Origin of the sequence: Pannonibacter phragmitetus DSM 14782, assembly GCF_000382365.1 — a bacterium.
Classification (GTDB): domain Bacteria; phylum Pseudomonadota; class Alphaproteobacteria; order Rhizobiales; family Stappiaceae; genus Pannonibacter; species Pannonibacter phragmitetus.
Window position 1 is genome coordinate 445388 of the sequence record NZ_KB908215.1, and the last position, 20907, is coordinate 466294.

General features: G+C 63.1%; 17 protein-coding genes and 1 riboswitch. Of the genes, 6 read left to right on the forward strand and 11 right to left on the reverse strand.

Annotation, left to right across the window (positions count from 1 at the left end; genetic code table 11):
• Positions 1-21: 21 nt before the first annotated feature.
• From H163_RS0102060 to H163_RS0102070, 3 genes are all read right to left on the reverse strand, one after another.
• Positions 22-579 carry a GNAT family N-acetyltransferase gene (locus tag H163_RS0102060; RefSeq protein WP_019962880.1) on the reverse strand — a complete coding sequence of 186 codons (558 nt, stop codon included), beginning with the start codon at positions 577-579 and terminating at the stop codon, positions 22-24.
• A 13-nt stretch (positions 580-592) separates the two neighbouring features.
• Positions 593-1723 (reverse strand): type III PLP-dependent enzyme, encoded by a 1131-nt coding sequence (locus H163_RS0102065; protein WP_019962881.1) that lies wholly within the window; start codon positions 1721-1723, stop codon positions 593-595.
• 700 nt (positions 1724-2423) lie between these two features.
• Entirely contained in the window at positions 2424-3440 is a 1017-nt protein-coding gene (locus H163_RS0102070) for an EF-hand domain-containing protein (RefSeq protein WP_019962882.1), read from the reverse strand.
• 301 nt (positions 3441-3741) lie between these two features.
• On the opposite strand from H163_RS0102070, the gene H163_RS0102075 reads away from it, so the two are divergent.
• The 4 genes from H163_RS0102075 to H163_RS0102090 all read left to right on the forward strand — a co-directional run bounded on the left by H163_RS0102075 (position 3742) and on the right by H163_RS0102090 (position 9530).
• The gene (locus H163_RS0102075; protein ID WP_026355352.1) at positions 3742-4470 is read left to right on the forward strand and encodes a response regulator; all 729 of its coding nucleotides are present in this window, start codon (positions 3742-3744) and stop codon (positions 4468-4470) included.
• Positions 4467-5954, forward strand: coding sequence for an ATP-binding protein (locus H163_RS0102080; RefSeq protein WP_019962884.1), 1488 nt, complete (start codon positions 4467-4469; stop codon positions 5952-5954). The genes H163_RS0102075 and H163_RS0102080 overlap by 4 nt, the downstream gene beginning before the upstream one ends.
• Before the next feature lie 52 nt (positions 5955-6006).
• Positions 6007-6216, forward strand: a riboswitch (cobalamin riboswitch).
• Positions 6217-6324: 108 nt separating this feature from the next.
• Positions 6325-8700 carry a 5-methyltetrahydropteroyltriglutamate--homocysteine S-methyltransferase gene (gene metE / locus H163_RS0102085; protein WP_019962885.1) on the forward strand — a complete coding sequence of 792 codons (2376 nt, stop codon included), beginning with the start codon at positions 6325-6327 and terminating at the stop codon, positions 8698-8700.
• Positions 8697-9530, forward strand: coding sequence for an acyl-CoA thioesterase (locus H163_RS0102090; protein ID WP_019962886.1), 834 nt, complete (start codon positions 8697-8699; stop codon positions 9528-9530). The genes metE and H163_RS0102090 overlap by 4 nt, the downstream gene beginning before the upstream one ends.
• A gap of 54 nt (positions 9531-9584) precedes the next feature.
• On the opposite strand, the gene H163_RS0102095 is transcribed toward H163_RS0102090, so the two are convergent.
• The 4 genes from H163_RS0102095 to H163_RS0102110 form a co-directional block, all read right to left on the reverse strand.
• On the reverse strand, positions 9585-10289 hold the full coding sequence (locus H163_RS0102095) for a pseudouridine synthase (RefSeq protein WP_019962887.1): 705 nt from the start codon (positions 10287-10289) through the stop codon (positions 9585-9587).
• Positions 10286-11329, reverse strand: a complete 1044-nt coding sequence (locus tag H163_RS0102100) for a class I SAM-dependent methyltransferase (RefSeq protein ID WP_026355354.1) — start codon at positions 11327-11329, stop codon at positions 10286-10288. The genes H163_RS0102095 and H163_RS0102100 overlap by 4 nt, the downstream gene beginning before the upstream one ends.
• A 118-nt stretch (positions 11330-11447) precedes the next feature.
• Entirely contained in the window at positions 11448-12980 is a 1533-nt protein-coding gene (locus H163_RS22010) for a methyl-accepting chemotaxis protein (RefSeq protein ID WP_051105299.1), read from the reverse strand.
• A 328-nt stretch (positions 12981-13308) separates the two neighbouring features.
• Positions 13309-14898 carry a peptide chain release factor 3 gene (locus tag H163_RS0102110; protein WP_019962890.1) on the reverse strand — a complete coding sequence of 530 codons (1590 nt, stop codon included), beginning with the start codon at positions 14896-14898 and terminating at the stop codon, positions 13309-13311.
• A 263-nt stretch (positions 14899-15161) separates the two neighbouring features.
• On the opposite strand from H163_RS0102110, the gene H163_RS0102115 reads away from it, so the two are divergent.
• Positions 15162-15719: a DUF2585 domain-containing protein gene (locus H163_RS0102115; protein ID WP_019962891.1), complete on the forward strand. Its 558-nt coding sequence runs from the start codon at positions 15162-15164 to the stop codon at positions 15717-15719.
• Between the two features lie 326 nt (positions 15720-16045).
• Here the strand turns inward: H163_RS0102115 and H163_RS0102125 are convergent, their stop codons facing one another.
• Positions 16046-16750, reverse strand: coding sequence for a ParA family protein (locus H163_RS0102125; RefSeq protein WP_019962893.1), 705 nt, complete (start codon positions 16748-16750; stop codon positions 16046-16048).
• Positions 16751-17160: 410 nt separating this feature from the next.
• Here H163_RS0102125 and H163_RS0102130 point away from each other — a divergent pair, with 410 nt between their 5' ends.
• Entirely contained in the window at positions 17161-18066 is a 906-nt protein-coding gene (locus H163_RS0102130; protein WP_019962894.1) for an alpha/beta hydrolase family protein, read from the forward strand.
• 37 nt (positions 18067-18103) lie between these two features.
• On the opposite strand, the gene H163_RS0102135 is transcribed toward H163_RS0102130, so the two are convergent.
• Genes H163_RS0102135 through H163_RS0102145 form a run of 3 tightly spaced genes read right to left on the reverse strand, consistent with a single transcriptional unit; the run spans position 18104 to position 20816 of the window.
• The gene (locus H163_RS0102135; protein ID WP_019962895.1) at positions 18104-19165 is read right to left on the reverse strand and encodes an ABC transporter ATP-binding protein; all 1062 of its coding nucleotides are present in this window, start codon (positions 19163-19165) and stop codon (positions 18104-18106) included.
• Positions 19165-19947, reverse strand: a complete 783-nt coding sequence (locus H163_RS0102140) for an ABC transporter permease (protein ID WP_019962896.1) — start codon at positions 19945-19947, stop codon at positions 19165-19167. The genes H163_RS0102135 and H163_RS0102140 overlap by 1 nt, the downstream gene beginning before the upstream one ends.
• A complete protein-coding gene (locus H163_RS0102145; protein ID WP_026355355.1) occupies positions 19944-20816 on the reverse strand; it encodes an ABC transporter permease in 873 nt (290 codons plus the stop codon). The genes H163_RS0102140 and H163_RS0102145 overlap by 4 nt, the downstream gene beginning before the upstream one ends.
• Between the last annotated feature and the right edge of the window lie 91 nt (positions 20817-20907).

Consider the following 20907-nt stretch of genomic DNA (forward strand, 5'->3'; position numbering starts at 1 on the left):
CACAGGGCTCACGCATTTGATTCAGGCCGCGCGGGAGGTGATGCTGCGCAGTCCGGTGAAAGGCATCATCTGCGCATAGACCGGATCTTCCGCACCGCTAGCCTCGACGAGGCCATAAGCTCCGGCGAGTGCGCTTTCCTTCAGCTCGAGGCCGAGGAAGCGGTGACGCTCCACCGGTCCCGGCAGATCAAGGCCAAGGGTCAGGTCCGGCGAGAACCCGAACCTAGCATAGTAGGCATGATCGCCCACCAGCATGACACCGCCAAAGCCGGCAATGGACGCCTGATTGAGGGCGGCACGCATCAGACGCGCGCCAAGCCCTTCGCTGCGGCAGGTGGCTTCCACCGCAAGCGGTCCGAGCAGCAGCAAGCCCTGGCCGCCTTCGGCCGTGACATGCCACAGGCGCAGGGTGCCCACGAGCGCACCGGTTTCATCCAGCGCGGTCAGGGCGATGGCCGGCACACGGCCTTCGCGCAGGCGTTCGGAGGTTTTCTGATGCCGGTCCGGACCAAACGCCCGGTCGAGCAGCAGCTCACGGGCGCCGGTGTGCTCCGGCGCCTCGTCCAGGATTTCGATCATCTCACCTGATCCTTCAGATCACGTAGGATGCGAGAGCGGCGAAGCCGTTGAAGCCGACCGTGGAATAGGTGGTCGTATAGGCACCGCAGGACTCGATCAGCACCTTGTCGCCGATCGACAGGGAGACCGGCAGCTCGTAGGGCGTCTTTTCGTAAAGAACGTCCACGCTGTCGCAGGTCGGGCCTGCCAGCACGCAGGGTGCGGTGGCATCGCCATCACGCGGCGTGCGGATCGGGTAGCGGATCGCCTCGTCCATGGTCTCGGCGAGGCCATGGAACTTGCCGATGTCCAGATAGACCCAGCGCACGGCGTCGTCAGCCGACTTGCGGGAAATCAGCACGACTTCCGCTTCGATCAGGCCGGCATCGCCCACCATGCCACGGCCCGGCTCGATGATCGTCTGCGGCAGGTTGTTGCCGAAGTGATCGGTCAGAGCCTGGAAGATGGCATTGCCATAGGCCGGAACGCCCGGGACATCCTTCAGGTAACGGGCCGGGAAGCCGCCGCCCATGTTGACCATCTTCAGCGAGATGCCACGGGTGGCGCATTCACGGAAAACACCGGCAGCCGTTGCCAGCGCGCCGTCCCAGGCGCCGAGGTTCGCCTGCTGGGAACCGACGTGGAAGGACACGCCATAGGCCTCGAGGCCGGCACGGTGCGCAGCTTCCAGCACGTCCGGAGCCATTTCCGGAGCGCAGCCGAACTTGCGCGACAGCGGCCATTCGGCGCCTGCGCCGTCGCACAGGATGCGGCAGAACACGCGCACGCCCGGAGCAGCACGGACGATCTTCTCGACTTCGGCTTCGCAGTCGACGGCATAGAGGCGCACGCCCAGCTCGAAGGCGCGGGCGATGTCGCGCTCCTTCTTGATGGTGTTGCCATAGGAGATGCGGTCTGCGCTGGCACCGGCAGCCAGAGCCATCTCGATTTCGCCGACGGAGGCGCAATCGAAGGAAGAGCCGAGTTCAGCCAGCAGGCTGAGGATCTCGGGGGCCGGGTTTGCCTTCACCGCATAGAAGACGGAGGTGTCGGGCAGCGAACGGGCAAAAGCCTCGTAGTTCGACCGCACAACGTCAAGGTCGACAACAACGCAAGGACCATCTTCGGTGCGCTGGCGGAGGAATTCACGGATGCGATCGGTCATCGGGGTTCTCCCGTTCATCAAGTCTTGGCGCGAGGTCGTCCTTCCGCTCGCCGCGAAGCCCTCCGGTATGGACAGGGAGGCTCGGCAAGAGGTGACGATCGGTCGAGCGCACAGCGGTGGCTGCACACTGTCCCTTTATGGGATGCCTTGGCTTGGAACGGGGATCGCTCCGCACGGCCGGCAATGAAGTAACAAGTGCCTCTTCAGTAACCCCGGGATGTGGAAACCCGGCAGAGACCAAAAAAGCCCTCTTACGTCGTTGCTTTAAGCCGTCCGGTTTTGTCAGACCCCAAGAGTCGTAGTGGGGCTTGTCTGACTGCCACTGGAATTCATGGACGACCACGGGCACGTGCGAATTTGGGCAAGGGTTATTTGCGCTCATTCGCTGTCATGTTCAAGGGATTTTTTGAATGAGGCGCAGATTTTTTTCGTGAAGCCGGACACCTGAAAAAGTCAGGGTAACCGCCGGGTTTTCGCCACTTTTTTAGACGTGCAAACATCACGCGCAGAAGCCTGCCGCACAGCGGCCGCAGAGTGCGGCAGGAGCATGCTGCTGCAGCGGCCGTCAGAGGCTTTTCTTCAAAAGCACGAAGGGCCGCAGTGAGGCGGCCCTTCGGCTGAGATCTGCCCGCCGTTCGGGGGAGAAGCTTGGCGGCTTTTGACGGACAGATCTGATTCTGTTCAGGTTTGAGCCTGCAGATCAGCCCTGGCGGCCCTGCGGGCCCTTGTCTTTGCCGCCGCCATGACGGTCACCGTGGTGCTCGCCATGCGGGCCCTTGCGGCCTTCCTTGCCGTCCTTGCGGAAGTCGGCCTTGGTCAGCACGCCATCTCCGTTACGGTCCATGCGGGCCACGAGATCAGAGGTTCGTGCCGCGTTCTCTTCGGCGGTGATGGCAAGGTCACCATCCGTGTCGAGCCGCTGGAACATGCGCACCAGGCGAGGCTCGGCCATGCTGGCGAACAGCGCATCAAAGCCCTGCAGGTCGAAGCTGCCGGCATTGCCCGTGTCGGCAAGGGCAAAGAGCTGGCCGCGCACCTCATCGAACTCGGCGCGTGTGACCGTGCCATCGCCGTTCACATCGAAGCGCTCGAACATCTCCATCATCATCATGCCGTGACGGCCATGCGGACCCTTGGGGCCATCGCCCATCTTCCAGCCCTCGCGGCCTTTCCCTTCAGGGCCCTTGCCTTCGGGACCCCTGCCTTCGGGACCCCTGCCTTCAGCCCCTCGGCCTTCGGGGCCACGGGCCTCGGCACCACGGCCCTCAGGGCCGCGCGGCGGCACCGGCATCGCCTTCAGCTCCCCGTCGCCATCCCGGTCAAGCCGGGCGAACATGCGGTCAGAGATGCGGTCGAATTCGGCACGGGTGACCTTGCCGTCGCCATCCCGGTCCAGCCGCTGGAAGGCACGCACCTTCATCGGCTGCATTTCGGTGAGGCGGTAGGCCTTGAATTCTTCCAGAGTGACGCGGCCGCCCTTGTCTGCGTCCGCAGCTGCGAAACGTTCCGCGACCGAAGCATTCACTTCATCCTGGGTGACGGAACCGTCCTTGTTCTGATCGAACATCTCGATCATGCGGCCGCCATCGCGCCCCCCATGGTGCCCCTTGCCGCCCCAGCCCTTGGGGCCGAAACTGTCGGCCAGTGCGATCCCGGCCACGGAGGTGGCAAGCGCGGCAGCGATCGTGCCAATTGCGATGGTCTTGAGTGCGGTCATCAAACTTCTCCTTTTCCGGCCTATCCGGATGTCTGCAGCGGCAAGGCAGACCTTGCGGTCTGCGCCCGGCGGACTTTGGCGGAACGCCGTGCCGTCCTGCGATGACCTGAACATAGGCGAAGGATCCGCGCCGGATTAGGGCGGGCAGGAGGCCCAAGTGTCGTGACCTGTGACAGGTCTGGCCTCCTGCGACAGACTGTTACACTTTCCCCTGCCCCGGCGCGGAAAATGGCGCTACCTAGAGGATGAAGAACGGCGGCATCAGCCCGCCGGCAGAGAACAGTGAACCGGAATCAGCGTGATGAGTGAGCCAAGCCCCCATATTCTTGTGGTCGACGACCACCGCGATATCCGGGAAACGCTGGCCCGCTATCTGGTGAAGAACGGCTACCGGGCGACGGCCGCGGAAAGTGCAGCTTCTGCCCGCAAGGCGCTGAAGGCCGCCGTCATCGATCTGGTCGTGCTGGATGTCATGATGCCCGGCGAAGATGGCCTCAGCCTCTGCCGCAGTCTGGTTGATTCAGATGGCCCGCCCATCATCCTGCTCACCGCCATGGCGGAGGACACCGACCGGATCATCGGCCTGGAGATCGGTGCGGATGATTATGTCACCAAGCCTTTCAACCCGCGCGAGCTGCTGGCCCGCATCAAGGCTGTCCTGCGCCGTACCGCGAGCGTGCCCAAGCCGCGCGATCCGGTTACGCAGGAGCGCCTCGTCTTTGAAGGCTTCACCGTGGATACGGCGCGGCGTGAACTCTTTGACCCGCAGGGTGCGCCCGTCGCGCTGTCCAGCGGCGAATTCCAGCTGCTGCTTGCTTTCCTCAAGCGGCCGCGCATGGTGCTGACCCGTGACCAGCTGATGGACCTGACCACCGGGCGCACGCCTGGCGTCTTCGACCGGTCGATCGACAACCAGGTCAGCCGCCTGCGCCGCAAGATCGAGGAAGATCCGAAGGAGCCGCGCATCATCAAGACGGTCTGGGGCGGCGGCTACATGTTCACAGCCGCCGTGGAGGAGCTTGAGGCATGACCGCGCCCGCCTTCTTCCGCAAGTCTGCCACCTTTCTCCGGCGCCTTTGGCCGCGCAGCCTTGGCGGCCAGCTCATCGCGCTGCTTCTGATTGCCCTCATCGGCAGCCAGGCGGTTTCCATCTGGCTCTTTGCCGGGGAGCGCCGGCTGGCGGTCTATGAGGCCATCGGCGACGGGGTGATTGTCCGCACGGCTTCACTCGTGCCCCTGCTGGATACTGCGGGCGGGACGACCCGCAGCCAGCTGCTGCAGGCGACCAGCTCTGCGATGACCCGGTTCTGGGTAGACAGCGAACCGCTTGTCGCCAGCACGCCCCAGTCTGGCGCCGAGCGGCGCCTGGCAGGTGCCCTTGCCGAGGAACTGGGTCAGGACCCCGGCATCCGGGCTTCACTCAGCGCAGCGGGCACAGGGCCTGACAGAAGAAACGAAAAGCCGGCGCGCGAGGAGTGGAAGAAGCGCGAAGAGACCAGGGAGACAAGCCTCCAAAAGCTTGAGGAACGCGAGCGCAGGCGCGAGGAGCGGCTGCGCCACCGGCTGATCGCCATCGAATTTTCCGTGCCTCTGGCAGATGGCCAGTGGCTGAATGTGCTCACCAGCCACCGGCCGCCCCCGCCCGGCGCCTTCTACACGCTGGTCCTGCAGATGGGCCTGATGGCGCTGGCCATCATCGCCATCGTTGCCTTCACCATCCGGCAAGTGTCCCGCCCTCTGCGCCAGCTGGCCGATGCAGCCGACCGGCTGGGCCGGGGCGAAGACGTGCCGCCGGTGCCCGAGGCTGGCCCGCGCGAGCTGCGCAGCACCATCTCCGCCTTCAACGCCATGCAGGACCGGCTGAGCCGTTTCGTGGCAGACCGCACGCGCATGCTGGCCGCCATCAGCCACGACCTGCGCACCCCCATCACCTCCCTGCGCCTTAGGGCCGAGTTCATCGACGATGACGAGAACCGGGAGAAGATCATCGCCACGCTGGACGAGATGGCAGCAATGACGGAAGCCACCCTCGCCTTCGCCCGGGACGAAGCCGTCAGCGAACAGCGTGAAGCGGTGGACCTCATGGCCGTGCTGGAAAGCCTTGCGGGCGACCAGACCGACATGGGCCATGATGTGCGCCTGATGGCGGCAGACAGGGACCCGATGGCGCCAGCCATTGCCCTGCCCTGCCGTCCGCTTGCCTTCAAGCGTGCGCTGCGCAACCTTATTGAAAACGCCATCCGCTACGGTGGCTCGGCCCGCATCTTCGTGGAAGGGGGCCAGCGTGAAGTCATCATCCGCGTGGAGGATGACGGCCCCGGCATTCCGGAAGACCGGATGGGCGACGTGTTCGAGCCCTTCGTCCGGCTGGAGACATCCCGCAGCGGCGAAACGGGCGGCATCGGCCTCGGCCTTGCCATCGCCCGCTCCCTAATCCACGCCCACGGCGGCACCATCACCCTCACCAACCGCCCCGAAGGCGGCCTCACCGCCACGGTGACGCTGCCGCTTTGATGCGCTCGATATAAAGATATCTTTATATCATTGACACGCGCACATATTGCAGCAACACTGCCTTCATCGTGGTTCTGCGGATCAATGATCCGGAGCTAAGAGGGAATCCGGTGCGGTGCAGTGATGTACCCATGCCGGAGCTGCCCCCGCAACTGTAAGCAGCGAGCTGCCGTTCACCATGTCACTGGGGAAGACGCCCCGGGAAGACGAATGGCCGTGATGACCTGCAAGCCAGGAGACCTGCCACGGTAGATAACGTTCTCGGGCGGGGTGTCCCGGCGTGCGCCTGTTCCGCCCGGCACACACATGCGCGTGCTCAGGCTGTCTTGCGTCATGCCCATACCTTGCCCGCAACCTTCGGGGTAAGGAAATGAGCATACAGACCGCAAACCTCGGTTTTCCGAGAATTGGCAGACAGCGCGAACTCAAATTTGCTCTGGAAGACTTCTGGTCAGGCAAATCTGATGAAACCGCCCTGCAGGCCAAGGCCCGCGCCTTGCGCGCCGCCCACTGGCAGCATCAGCGGGAGGCGGGAATAAGCATCATCCCGTCCAACGATTTCTCGCTCTACGACCATGTACTTGATCTGGCAGTGATGACCGGGGCAATCCCGGATGGCTATGGCTGGACCGGAGGGCCGGCCTCCCTTACCACACTCTTCGCCCTTGCCAGAGGCTCTGCCGGCATTGGCAGCCACCTCTGCGGCTGCAACGGCCAGTCTTCTGATGGCTCAGAGGCAAAGCCTGCGCTGGAAATGACCAAATGGTTCGACACCAATTACCATTATCTGGTGCCGGAACTGCACGCAGGACAAACATTCAGCCTGACCGGCAACAAGCCGCTGGAGCACTTCCGGGAAGCCGCCGCACTGGGAATTCATACGCGGCCCGTCATTCTGGGGCCAGTGACCTTCTTGACGCTTGCCAAGACGCGTGACGGATCAGCCTCTCTCGCGCTGCTGGATAAGCTGCTGCCGGTCTATGGCCAGATCCTCAAGGAGCTGAAGGCGGCAGGCGCAGACTGGGTGCAGATGGATGAGCCCTGCCTTGTGAACAGCCTCTCCAGCATCGAGAAAGAAGCGCTGATGCAGGCATACCGGTACTTCGCCGCAGAGGTTCCCGGCCTCTCCCTGATGCTGGCCACCTATTTCGGCGGGCTTGAGGACAACCTCGAAACGGCCCTTTCCCTGCCCGTTGCCGGACTGCATGTGGATCTTGTCCGCGCACCACAGACCCTTGCCCCCTTGCTGGCCAGTGCGCCGGAGCATTTGCGCCTGTCACTGGGGATCATCGACGGGCGCAATGTATGGCGTGCGGATCTCGCCCGATGCCTCGACCGCATCAGCGCGGCAGCCACCTGGCCCGGCGGCATCGAAATCGCACCGTCCTGCTCCCTGCTGCATGTGCCGGTAGATCTCGCGCTTGAAACGGACCTCGATCAGGAGCTTGCCTCCTGGCTCGCCTTTGCCACGCAGAAGCTGGGCGAGCTTGCAGCCTTGCGGAACGCTCTCGCTGCCCGGGCCAGCGGCGGCAGCCAGCTTGACGGCGGCACGCCGGTGGCCTTTGACACGGCGGCGGCAGCCCTTGCAACGCGCAGCAGGTCCCACAGGGTCAGCGACCCCACCGTGCAGGCAAGAGTGCAGTCCCTCGGCACGGGTCAGCATCTGCGCGGCGCGCCTTTTGCCTTGCGGCAGGTGCTGCAGCGCACCCGCAATCCGCTGCCGCTCTTTCCAACCACCACGATCGGCTCGTTCCCGCAGACGGCAGATGTACGAAAGGCCCGTGCCTTGCATGGGCGCGGCAAGCTGACGGGTGAGGATTACACAGCCTTCCTCAAGCGCGAGACCGCCGCAGCCATCCGCTGGCAGGAGGAAATCGGCCTTGATGTGCTGGTTCATGGCGAGTTCGAGCGCAACGATATGGTGCAGTATTTCGGCGAGCAGCTGAAAGGCTTTGCCTTCACCCGCAATGCCTGGGTGCAGAGCTATGGCTCCCGCTGCGTGCGCCCGCCCATCATCTATGGCGATGTCTCCCGGCCCGCTCCCATGACTGTGGACTGGTGGCGCTTCGCCCAGTCCCAGACAGGCAAGCCGGTCAAAGGCATGCTGACCGGTCCGGTGACCATCCTGAACTGGTCCTTCGTGCGCGACGACCTGCCACGCGAGACGGTATGCCGGCAGATCGCCCTGGCCATCCGGGATGAAGTGTCGGACCTGGAGGCCGCCGGGGCCTCGATGATACAGATCGATGAAGCAGCCCTGCGGGAAGGACTGCCGCTGCGCCGCAGGGATTGGGATCACTATCTCGACTGGGCCATCCGCTGCTTCCGCATCTGCTGCAGCGAGGCGGGAGACTCGACCCAGATCCATACCCATATGTGCTACTCGGAGTTCAATGGCATCCTTCCCGCCATCATCGCCATGGATGCGGATGTCATCTCCATCGAGGCCTCCCGCTCGCGGATGGAACTGCTGGATGCCCTGACATCACAGGGTTACCCGAACGAGATCGGCCCCGGCATCTATGACATTCACTCGCCCCGCATTCCGGGCATCGGCGAGATCGAAACCCTGCTGGGCCTCGCGCGCCAGCGGTTGCGCGACGGTCAGATGTGGGTCAATCCGGATTGCGGGTTGAAGACACGCAAGTGGGATGAAGTCCGCCCGGCCCTGATCAACATGGTTGAGGCAGCCCGCGCCCTGCGCCGTGCGGCAGGTGTCCGGACGCAAGGCGGAGACGCAGCATGACGGCCACCGCTGTTTCAACTTCAACCCCACAGGAAGGGCTGGCGCACGCGCCAGCCCCGATCGCCACTCTGCTGGAGATCGTCTTTCCGGGCGACACCAACCACCATGGCACACTCTTCGGCGGTGCCGGGCTGGCCTATATGGACCGGATCGCCTTCATCGCTGCCAGCCGTCACGGCCGTGTGCCTTTCGTTACGGCCTCCTGCGAAAATGTGGGTTTTCACAAGCCCGCGCATGTGGGCGAGATCGTCTCCTTTGACGCTTCCATCCGTGAGGTGCGGCGCCGGTCCCTGACTGTGGAAGTGAAGATGGCTGCCCAGACGATTCTGGGCGGCGAGCGTCATCTCTGCACGGCGGGTGTGTTCCACATGGTTGCCTTGCCCGGTGAAGGAAAAGCTGCCGGCTGGAGCCTTCCGCCCCTGACGGAAGAGGCAGCCCCTGCCAAGCCTGACGAACTTCGCATGGCGGATATTGTCTTTGCAGATCAGGTCAATGGCAATGGTGCCCTGTTCGGCGGCCACGCCCTTGCCTTCATGACCAAGGCAGCCTTCATCACCGCCTCGCGCCTCAGCGGCAGGCTCACAGTGCTGGCAGCAACAAGGCAGATCGACTTCCACCACCCCGTCGCCCTTGGGGCAATCGTGGAGGCAGTGGCGCGGACAGCTTCCGTCGGACGGTCCTCGATTCATGTCGAGGTGGATCTGTGGTTCGAAGGCCTGCTGACGGGAGAAAGGCAACTGGCCGCGAAAGGGCAGTTCGTCATGGTCGCAGTGGATGCCTCGCACCGGCCGGTGCCCGTACGCCAGGCGCAAGGTACGGCTTGCCCCTGACGGAACAGGCGCCGTTGAGGGTGCGGCAGGCCGATCTGTTCTGCCGCACGTTCCTCAAACCGTTCCGAACACCTTGTCCACGTCCGTGGCATCCAGGAGGCGCCACTTGCCTTCTTCGACGCCGTCCAGTCCCAGATGGCCGATGCGGATGCGGGAGAGGGTGTTCACGTGGTTGCCGGTGGCGGCGAACATGCGGCGGACCTGATGGTAACGGCCCTCGTGCAGCGTCAGCCGCACCTTTTGCGGGGTCAGAACTTCCAGTTCGGCAGGCTTCAGCGGCTTGTCCTCGCTCTCCAGCATCATGTTGCCGGAGGCGAACAATTCGGCCTCGGTGCCCTGCAAGGGCCTGTCCAGCTCGGCCTCATAGACCTTGGGCACCTCGGCTTTGGGCGAGATGATCTTGTGCAGCAAGGTGCCGTCATCGGTGAAGAGCAGTGCGCCGGTTGTCTCGCGGTCGAGGCGGCCAACGGTGGACAGCACCGGCTTGCGGTAGCGGAACCGGTCCGGCAGCAGGTCATAGACGAGGCGCCCCTGATCCTTGGTCGAGCAGGTGTAGCCCACCGGCTTGTTGAGCAGCAGGATCATGCCCTGCGGCGGATCCAGAGGCTCATCGTCAAACAGGATGTCCTCATGGGCGGTCTTGGAATCGGCCTTGAGCCGCTGACCGGCCCGGTCGGTCACCCAGCCGTTGCGAATGGCGATCTGCACTTCCTTGCGGGTGCCGTAGCCGAGATTGGCGAGAAGCTTGACCAGTCTCATCGGCCGCGTGCCTTGCGTGCGTGGATCACCTTGTAGCCGCCCTCGTCCGCCACCATGATGGCCTCGGCAAAGACTTCATTGATGACGCCCTCGTAGGGAAGATGCCGGTTGGCGACGAGCCACAGATGCCCGCCCGGCTTCAGGGACCGCGCCGCTGCCCGCACGAAGCCCTGGCCGATATCCGTCCGTCCGGCCTTGCCGGTCTGGTGGAACGGCGGATTGGTGACGATGAAGTCATAGGTCTTGTTCAGCCCCTTGGACACGTCCACCCAGTGGAAGCCGAGGCGGCGGCCGGTAGCCAGCGGCGTCACATTCTCCCGCGCCAGATCCAGCGCCCGCTGTTCGGCCTCGTAAAGATCGAGCCCCGTCACCTTGGCACAGCGCTTGAGAACTTCAGTCGAGAGATAGCCGAAGCCCGCCCCCAGATCCGCGCCTTCGCCGGAAAGGCTCGACGGCAGATTGGCCGCCAGCAGCGCGGAAGCGGCATCGATATGATCCCAGGCGAAAACGCCCGGACGGCTGAGGAACTGCCCGTCAAGGATCGGGCGCACCGCGTCCAGTTCCACCCATTCGGCCACCAGCGCGCCGTTGACGCGGGCCTCATCCTTGATGGTCCAGGCAACGCGGCACTTGGCCTTGGAGAGTTTGCCGTCGAGACCGGCAAGGCTTTCAAGATCACCCTCCAGCGCCTTGCCGCCCTCCGCATTGGTGGCACAGACCACGATCAGCCCGCCCGGCGCTGTACGGCGCACGGCATCGGCCAGCAGGGCACGGGCTTCCTGCTTCTGGCGCGGCGGCAGCACCAGCACCAGCGGATAGCCCTCGCCCTCGGCCTGATGCAGCACCGTGTGGCCCATTGCGGCCAGCGCATCCCGGTCGGGCGCAAAGCTCTGCACCGGCACCAGCGCGCCTTCGGGCAGTTCCTTCATATCCGCGCCCGCGCGGGCACGCAGAAACAGGATGCTGCCCCGCGCCTTGGGCAAGTCCAGCGTGCCGTTCAGAAAGGGAAGGAGGAGCGTTTCAAGGACAGGATCGGACATGGCGGCGCTTTCAATGCAGGCGGGCGGCAGTTCTGCACTGCCGCCCGGCCGGTTCATCCGCACTCATACAAGCCGCAGCGGGCAAGGTCAAAGCCGCCTTGCGCCGCCTGCAGGCAGATCACGCAGCGGCAAGCCTGCGCACGAAGTCATCCACCGCACGGCGCAGGGCATCCGTCTGGCTGCCCACCGCATGCGAGGAGGTCATGAGCCGGGCCGCAGTCTCATTCGTCTGCGCCACCGCGCTGCGCATTTGTTCCATGTTGCCGGTAACTTCGGAGGTGCGGGCGGAGGTGACCTGCGCATTGGAAGCAATTTCCGCGGTCGCCTGCCCCTGCTGCTCGACGGAGCGGCTGACGGATTCGGCATGTTCATCAATGGTGCGCATGATTTCGGTGATCTTCTCGATCGCCAGAACCGCATCATCCGTCGATGCCTGAATGGCTGAAATCTGGCTGGAGATCTCGTCCGTGGCCTTGGCGGTCTGCGAGGCCAGCTGCTTCACCTCGGATGCCACAACCGCAAAGCCCTTGCCCATCTCGCCGGCCCGCGCCGCCTCGATGGTGGCGTTGAGCGCCAGAAGGTTGGTCTGGGCGGCAATCTCCTGGATGAGCGTCACCACCTGGCCGATCTTGTCGGCCGCGACCGCAAGGCTGGTCACCTTCTGGTTCGTGGCTTCCGCCTGGCGGGAGGCATCATCCACCACCTGGGCTGTCGTCGTCACCTGCCGGGTGATTTCTCCAATCGAGGCAGACAGTTCCTCGGAGGCAGCGGCGACCGTTTCAACGTTGGAGGACGCCTGCAGCGCGGCATCGGCGGCGGCACTCACCATGCCGCTGCTCTGACGGGCCGTCGCGTCCATCGCCGAAACATCGCGGCTCAGTTCCACCGCCGCATTCTGCAGGGCATCGAAATAGCTGCCGGTCGTGGCACGGAAGTCCTCGGCAAGGCGGCGCATGAGTTCGGCCTTCTCGGCCTGCGTCTCGTCCTCTCGCCTGCGCACGGTCTCGGCAAGCTCATTCTGCTCGATCAGTGACTGGCGGAACCCGGCAAGAGCATCGCGCAGATCGCCCAGTTCATCCGCGCTGGACCATTCCGGCAGCCGGTGGGACAGATCTCCGCGCGACAGGGCACCGGCCGTTGCCGCCAGTTCATCCGCCCGCACGGCAATGCGCGAGCGCAGGAACAGCCAGCCGCCAATGGCGGCAAAAAGGGTCGCACCAATCGAGATCATCTGCACCAGCGCAACGGCACTGGCGGTGGCCTGCAGACCGGCGATCCCCTCAGCCATCTCTGCCTTGATCAGTTCTTCCGCCTTGTCCGCCTCTGCGATCAGCATGTCGAACGCCTGGTCAAACACTTCGTCAGCGTTGCTGCCGGCAATGTCCTTGCCGACATTCATGTAACGCTCGCGGGCGACCTTCTCAAACGTATCGACTTCTTTCTGGACAGCCTGCATCACGCGGCGCACTTCCCCCGACTCCGTGGGAAAAAACCTGCCCTCATCATTGGTGCCGCCATTCAGAATGGCACCGGCGAAGAAGCGCGCTTCCTGCATAAGGTCCCAGACCTCATTGACGTCCTCGCCCTCGTCCCCGGTCATGATCTCCTCGAAGATCAGATGGGCACGTGTCGCCGTCAGCTTGATTTCCATCGCAGCATCAGCCAGAGGCGCGAGCCTTTCTCCGACGTGAAGCCCCTGGTCTGCCAGTCTGGCACTTTGTATGAAAGTCAGTACGCCCGTCACAACAACGACTGCAGCCATCGCGGAGAAAATACTCAGCAGCTTCCCGGAAACACGCATCCTGCAATCCCTCTTTGGGGCATGTGGTGAACATGCCAAACCAGACGGAATGATGCGGGATAGATGTTACGACAATCTTAGTCTCTCGAAAGGCTTTGATCGGCACTTATAACAATGAAATACAATTCGAGTGACTACCTGCAAAGAGGCTCAGTCTTTCCGGTGGCAGGATCAACAATCAGGCACTATGCACAATCTCGCGGGTCTCACGGAAACCGATATCGGGATTCTTTTCCCCTACGTAATTGACTTCCCAGCCGCTTTTGAACAGGAAAACCGGCTTGTCGTCGCGGTCGAGAGCCACGCTCATGCGGTTGGCCTCGATGAACTTCTGCAGCTTGACCGGATCATTGCACTCGATCCAGCGCGCCGTCGTATAGGGCACTGTCTCGAAGCCGATTTCGGTGCTGTATTCGTTCTTCAGGCGGTCCACCACCACATCGAGCTGCAGCATGCCGACGACGCCGACGATCCAGTTAGAGCCAAGATCCGGCTTGAAGATCTGCACCAGCCCCTCTTCCGCGAGATCCGAAAGGCCCTGACGCATCTGCTTGACGCGCATGGTGTCCGACAGACGCACGCGGCGCAGCACTTCCGGAGCAAAAGCCGGCAGGCCGGTGACGTGGATTTCCTCGCCCTCTGTCAGCGTATCGCCCACGCGCAGCTGGCCGTGGTTCGGCACTCCGATCACGTCGCCGGGATAGGCCTCATCCGCAATTTCGCGCTCCTCTGCGAAGAACAGGATCGGCGCCGAAACGGCAATGCTCTTGCCCGCGCGCACATGCTTCAGCCGCATGCCGCGCTTGAAAGTGCCCGAGCACAGGCGCACGAAGGCGATGCGGTCGCGGTGCTTGGGGTCCATGTTGGCCTGCACCTTGAAGACGAAACCCGTCACATCCGGCTCATCCGGGCTGATCGTCCGCCCGCCCGTTGCCGCCTGAGAGTGGGGTGCTGGCGCATATTCGGCAATGAAATCCAGCAGGTCATTGATGCCGTAATCGCGCAGGGCCGAGCCGAAGAACACCGGCGTCAGATGCCCTTCGAGGAAGCTTTCCCGGTCAAACGGAGTGTAGCCTTCCGTACCCAGTTCAACATTCTCCGCCAGCTCGCCCATGATGCGGTCGAACACCCAGTCCGTCAGCACCGGGTCCTCAAGGCCGGCAACCTCCAGCGTGCGGGCGTAAGGCCCGCCGCGTTCGCCGGACGAGGTCTGGAACGTCTTGCGCTGCCAGTCATAGATGCCGAAAAAGTCCGAGCCCATGCCCACCGGCCAGGTCATCGGAGACACGTCCAGCGCCAGCGCCTCCTGCACCTCGTCGAGGATCTCCAGCGCGTGCCGGCCTTCACGGTCGATCTTGTTGACGAAAGTGATAATCGGAATGTCGCGCAAGCGGCAGACCTCGAACAGCTTGCGCGTCTGGGTTTCGATGCCCTTGGCCGCGTCGATCACCATGATGGCGGCATCCACGGCCGTCAGTGTGCGGTAGGTGTCTTCGGAGAAGTCTTCGTGGCCCGGCGTGTCGAGCAGATTGTAGATGATGCCGCCGCGCTCGAAGGTCATCACGGACGAGGACACCGAGATGCCGCGCTCCTGCTCGATCTTCATCCAGTCCGACCGGGCGCGGCGGCGCTCGCCGCGCGCGCGCACCTGACCGGCCGCCCGGATGGCACCGCCCGAAAGCAGAAGCTTTTCCGTCAGCGTCGTCTTGCCGGCGTCCGGATGCGAGATGATCGCAAAGGTACGGCGGGTCAGATAGGGGGCGGTCATGGTCGGCTCCTTGGCGAGAGGCGGGGCACAGGCGAAGCGTGGGCGAACAAGGCAGCGCGGACGCGCCAGGCCGCAGGCTTCAGCTGGCTGGGACTGTCATTGGCGCAAGGTCATAGAGCCAGCAGCGCCAGAATGCCAGCACAGAATAAGGCTTTCCCGCCGCTTCCCGCCCCCCCCCTGCCCCGAGCCGTCACGCAGCGCCTCTGGCCAGCGCAAGCGCCTGCGGCTAAGGATGATATGGGCAGTTTCAACAGGAGATCCATTTGTCCGCACGTGCTTCCTTCATTACCGGCCTCGTTCTTCTGGCCGCCACCGCCGCAATCCTGCTCGCCATGGGCCGCATTCCCATCTGCGAATGCGGCTACGTCAAGTTCTGGACCCCGGCGAGCGATGTCTCCGGCTCCTCCCAGCACATTGCCGACTGGTACACCCCTTCACACATCATCCACGGCTTCCTGTTCTTTGGACTGGCCTGGCTCGTGATGCGCGCCCGTCCGCTGGGCGAAAAGGCACTGCTTGCCATCGTCATCGAAGCGGCCTGGGAAATCGTCGAGAACAGCCCCTGGGTCATCGACCGCTACCGCGAGGCCACCATTGCTGTGGGCTACACCGGCGACAGCGTGCTGAATTCGATCGCCGATATCCTCTGGATGCTCGCCGGCTTCTGGTTCGCCGCCCGCATGCCGGTCTGGGTCACAGTTGCTGCCGCCATCGCTTTCGAACTGATCGCCCTCTGGGTCATCCGCGACAACCTGACCCTCAACGTGATCATGCTGCTTTATCCGCTGGAGGCCATCAAGGTCTGGCAGGGAGGGGCTTGAGGATTTTCAAGGCGTAATAGCGCCTAGGTACAAGAGGACGTTTCTTCCATCCGATGCGGGCGTCCTAAAGCCTGCTGAAGACCATCAGCGGCTCTTGGTGAGACTGCCCAGGCGCAAAATCAGTCATCAAGCTGTCATCCCCACGCAGGTGGGGATCCAGTAACCCCAGCTTCCGCCATCGTAACCGCCTGGCGTACTGGTTCCCGGTCTTGCTGCTGTGCAGCAAACCGGGATGACAGCGGAGCGGCTTCTCCTCCAAAGGAGAACTCCACATCAAGCGGCGGCGCCTCATGATCAGCGCCGCCTCCGGAAAGCTGAAAAGCCCCTCACGAAGCCTTCTTGAACCAGTCGTACCAGCGGCGCTGCTGGCGCACTTCGATGCGCTCCAGCACTTCGGCCGCAAACAGAGCCGCGTTGTCGCGGGCCTTGTCGAGATTGGTCACCAGCTTGGGGTCGAGCGTTGCGAGACTGCCGCCGAATTCGAACATGTCGCGATAGGCGGCACGCTCGACAATTGCGGTCATCAGCACTTCAATGCCGCTGACAGCGAGATGATCCTGCACCGCCTTGAGCGCGCGCGTTGTCACGGCGGCATTGGTGCGGGTCAGCACGACGCAATGGCGGATCTCGTGCCGGACGATTTCTTCCAGCTTGGCAATGAGACGCAGGATCTTGGCCCCGCCCCTTGCGTCCATGGACGAGCCCTGGATCGGCACGACCACCAGATCGGACACGGAAAGGGCGTTGGCGACGAGCAGATTCTCCGTCCCCTCCAGATCAACGATCACGTAGTCGCTGACGGCAGACGCCTCGATGATCTGTTCCGTGATGGTGGCCGGCGTCAGCTGGCTCTGGACTGAAATATTCGCCGGACGGCCCGGCAGGTCCGACCAGGTGGAGATCCAGCGCTGCGGGTCCGCGTCAAAAATGGTGACGGTCATCCCCCTTTCGGCAATTTCCGTTGCCAGCAGCAATGCCGCTGTCGTCTTGCCGGCCCCGCCTTTGGCATTTGCGAAGGAAATAACGGGCATCTGGTCTCTCCTGGATCTGCGGCAGGTGGCGCGCTGCCGGCTGCCTCTCCCGGGAGTGATTACAATACTCCATGGTTAACAAATTCATAACCGGCCCGCAAAATGCAATTTACTGTTATTAATACCTACTTAACGCAACAGAATCGACAGATGTCGGGCACAAACACCATTAGCATATGAAACAGGAACTGCAACCAAAGACGAGAATCAATCACCCAACCTGGAACACACAAAACAAATTCGCGAGTATTCCTTTGCGAGGGGACTGCGTGTTCAAAACTGCCATTAATCGTTTGTCAGGCTCCGCCCCCGCCGCTATCTCTTGGCACCATGAGCTGCATGTCCGGTCCCTCTGCGCAACGTCGTGAGGCGGGTGACGGATACAGCGCCGATTTCAACCGGATGCCGCAATGACCGCAAGACCTTCCCGCTTCCTTGCCGGACTGAGTGCCCTTCTTGTGGCCACAAGCCTTTCCCTTGCCCCTGCGGCCGCCCGGTCCCTTACCCCCTACAAGGATGACCTTTTCGCTTATCCGGGCCTGCTCAACAGCTACCATGATGGTGATTTTGAAGTGGTGGCCTATGACAAGGCCCGCGACATTCACCAGCGCGACAAGGAGCCGGAGCGCGAGGTCTGGGGCAACTATGTCTCCTACCAGCCGCGCAGCAGCCAGGAAGACATGGAACTGAAAGCCAATGGCCGGACGGTGAAGTACATGGCGGCCGGCAAGACAAAGGGCGGCGCAGCCTATGTGGTGATCTATGTTCACGGTCAGGGCGGCAACCGCTTTCAGGGCATGAATGACGTCACCTTCGGCGGCAACTTCAACCGCATCAAGAACCTGATGTCGCGCAACGGCGGTGTCTACATCACGCCCGACTTCACGGACTTCGGCGCTGAAGGCACGAAGGATGTGGAAGCCATCATCGATGCCTATGCCGCAAACTCGCCGGGCGCAAAGATCTTCGTGGCCTGCGGCTCCATGGGCGGCATCCTGTGCTGGAACTTTGCAAAATCCCCGGCCACCGCGCGCAAGCTCTCGGGCCTGCTGTTCTTCGGCTCGCCCAAAGACGAGAGCATTTTCGCCAGCCGCACCCTGAAGGACCCGGCCCTGCGCGTGCCCATCTACATGGGCCACGGCAGCTGGGACAAGGTCTACAACTGGGAGGAACAGGTGCAGTTCTTCGAGCAGTTCCGCGCGAAGGCCCCCGGATACCCGGTCCGCTTCACCCTGTTCGAGACCGGCACCCACGGCACCCCGATCCGCATGACCGACTGGCGCCTCATCCTCAACTGGATGATTTCAAAGGGATAATCAAAAGGGCGGCACCCGGCCGCCCTTTTTCTGTTCCTCAGCCCTGCAGCACGATCAGGTCGCGCGGGGCGAAACCGATTTCGACTGTGGAGCCTGCGGACGGGGGCGGTGCATCGCTGCGGTTGAAGGTGTCGAGCGACACTTTCGTGCCCGCCACATCCAGCTTCAGGCGGATGATCGCCCCCATGAAATGCACATCCTCCACCGTGGCAGGCAGAAGAATGTCATCGCCGCTGCCACGGCCCAGATGCAGTGCCTCGGGCCGCAGCGCCACGGAAAGCGCCTCATCCTTGCGCGCAGCAAGGCCGCCCTCCGTCAGCGTGATCTGACGCCCGGCAAGGCTGACGATGCCCTTCTCCCCATCCACGGCCTTTGCCTCGAAGGTGTTGAGCGTGCCGACGAAATTGGCGACGAACTGCGTTCGGGGATGGCTGTAGATCTCGAAGGGATTACCCACCTGCTCGGCCACGCCGCCATACATGACGACGATGCGGTCCGACATGGACAGCGCCTCTTCCTGGTCGTGGGTGACGAAGATTGTCGTGATGCCCAGTTCCTTCTGGATCTCGCGGATCTCGTTGCGCAGGCTGACGCGGATCTTGGCGTCCAGCGCCGACAGCGGCTCATCCAGCAGAAGCACATTGGGACGCGGCGCCAGCGCACGGGCCAGTGCCACGCGCTGCTGCTGGCCGCCCGACAGCTGGAACGGGTACCGCCCGCCCAGATCCGGCAGGCCGATCAACTTCAGCATCTCCGCCACACGGGCATCGGTTTCGGCCCGGGACACACCCTTGATCTTCAGGCCGAAGGCAACGTTCTGCGCCACCGTCATGTTGGGGAACAGGGCATAGGCCTGAAACACCATGCCGATGTTGCGGGCGTTCGGCTTGGCGTAGGTGACGTTCTGCCCGCCGATCTCGATGACGCCGGTGGTCGGCGTTTCAAAGCCGGCGACCATGCGCAGCACCGTCGTCTTGCCACAGCCGGACGGCCCCAGCAGCGAGATGAATTCACCGGCGCCGACGGACAGGGAGAAATCCTTCACGACGGTGTTGAGCCCGAAGGACTTCTGCAGGTTCTTGAGTTCGAGAAAAGCCATCAGCGTCGAGCCTGTAGATGTTTGGAGAAGCGGGCGGCCAGCTGGATCAGCGCCATGCAGCCCCATGTGATGGCAAAGGCGATTACCGCCAGCGCCGCCGGCTCATAGGCACGGTTGATGCCAAGACTTGCCATGAACGGTCCGAAGGCCGGACGGTTCAGAAGCGCTGCCATGGTGAATTCGCCGATGACGATGGCAAAGGTCAGGAAAGCACCGGAAAGCACCGAGATCAGCACGTTGGGCAGGATCACCCGGAACAGGATCGTCGTCCAACCGGCGCCAAGGCTCATGGCCGCTTCCGTCAGCGTCGCCACGTCTATGGTTCTGAGCCCCGTGTCCACCGCGCGGTACATATAGGGCAGCGCCAGCATCACATAGCCGCACATGAGCAGGATGTTGGTGCCCCAGATGCTGCCCGTCAGCGGCAGGAAGGACGAGGTGTTGTAGAGCCGGATATAGCCGAAGACCACGATGATGGCCGGGATCACCAGCGGCAGCAGGGTGATGAATTCCACCCACGGCCGGGCGGCGGGCAGTTTCAGCCGCACCCAGAAGGCTGTCGGCACCACCAGCAGCACCCCGGCAATGATCGTCGCCAGCGCCATGGAGACAGAGTAGACGAAGGTCTCCTGAAAGCGGCTGTCGGCCAGAACAGCCACATAGGCATCGAAGGAATAGGCATCGCGCCGCATACGCAGGCTGAATTCCGTCATGCCGATCAGCGGCAGGGCGAAGAAGATGCAGCCGAGAATGAGCGTGCCCCAGGCAAGAAGACGGTTCACTTGAGCCACCTTTCACTGCGCACACGCAGCCAGATGTAGAGCCCGTTGGCAACGCCGGTGATGACGATCATGCCGAAGGCCAGCGCATAGCCCAGATGCGGATTGCCGAGAACATCGCCGCGGATCTGCGCAAACAGCTTGATCGGCACGATGTTGAACTGCGGCCCGGCCAGCGCGAAGGCGGTGGCAATGGCGCCGAAGGAATTGGCGAAAAGCAGCGCAAATGTGCCGAGGAAGGAAGGGAACAGGATCGGAATGGCCACCATGCGCCAGTATTGAACGGAGGTCGCGCCCAGGATCGACGCCGCTTCCTTCCACTCGCGCTTCAGGCCGTCCAGCGCCGGGGCGATCATCAGGATCATCAGCGGGATCTGGAAGAACAGATAGACGACCACCAGCCCCCAGAAGGACAGGAGGTTGAAACCCATTGCCCGCAGATTGATGCCGAATTCGTTGCGCAGCCAGATGGTGACAAGGCCAACCGGACCAAGCGTGGCGAGAAAGGCAAAGGCCAGCGGCACGCCGGCGAAATTCGAGGCAACGCCGGAAAAGGTCATCAGCGCCGAACGCACCCGCGCCGGCAGCCCGCCGAGGATGACCGCAGATGCCATGCCAAAACCGATCAGGCATCCCAGAAGCGACGTCACCAGACTGAGCTGGATCGACACCCAGTAGGAGGACTTGATCGAGTCCGTGTTCAGGCCGCGGATGTTCTCAAGGGTGAAGCTGCCATCGGGCGTCTGAAAAGCCCCGACCACAATCTGAAGGGCAGGCAGGATCAGGAAAAGAAACGCAAAAAGCGTGAAGGGAGCAAGGCCGAGCCAATTGAGGTTCAATCGGAACGCGCTTGCCCTTGCCGGTTTCGTCATAAGGCTGAGCCCCCAAGGTCGCCTTGTGAAACGCATGCCAGCCACGCGCAGGCAGCTGACTCGGAATGTAGAGCACCGGTCCCGGCCGCAG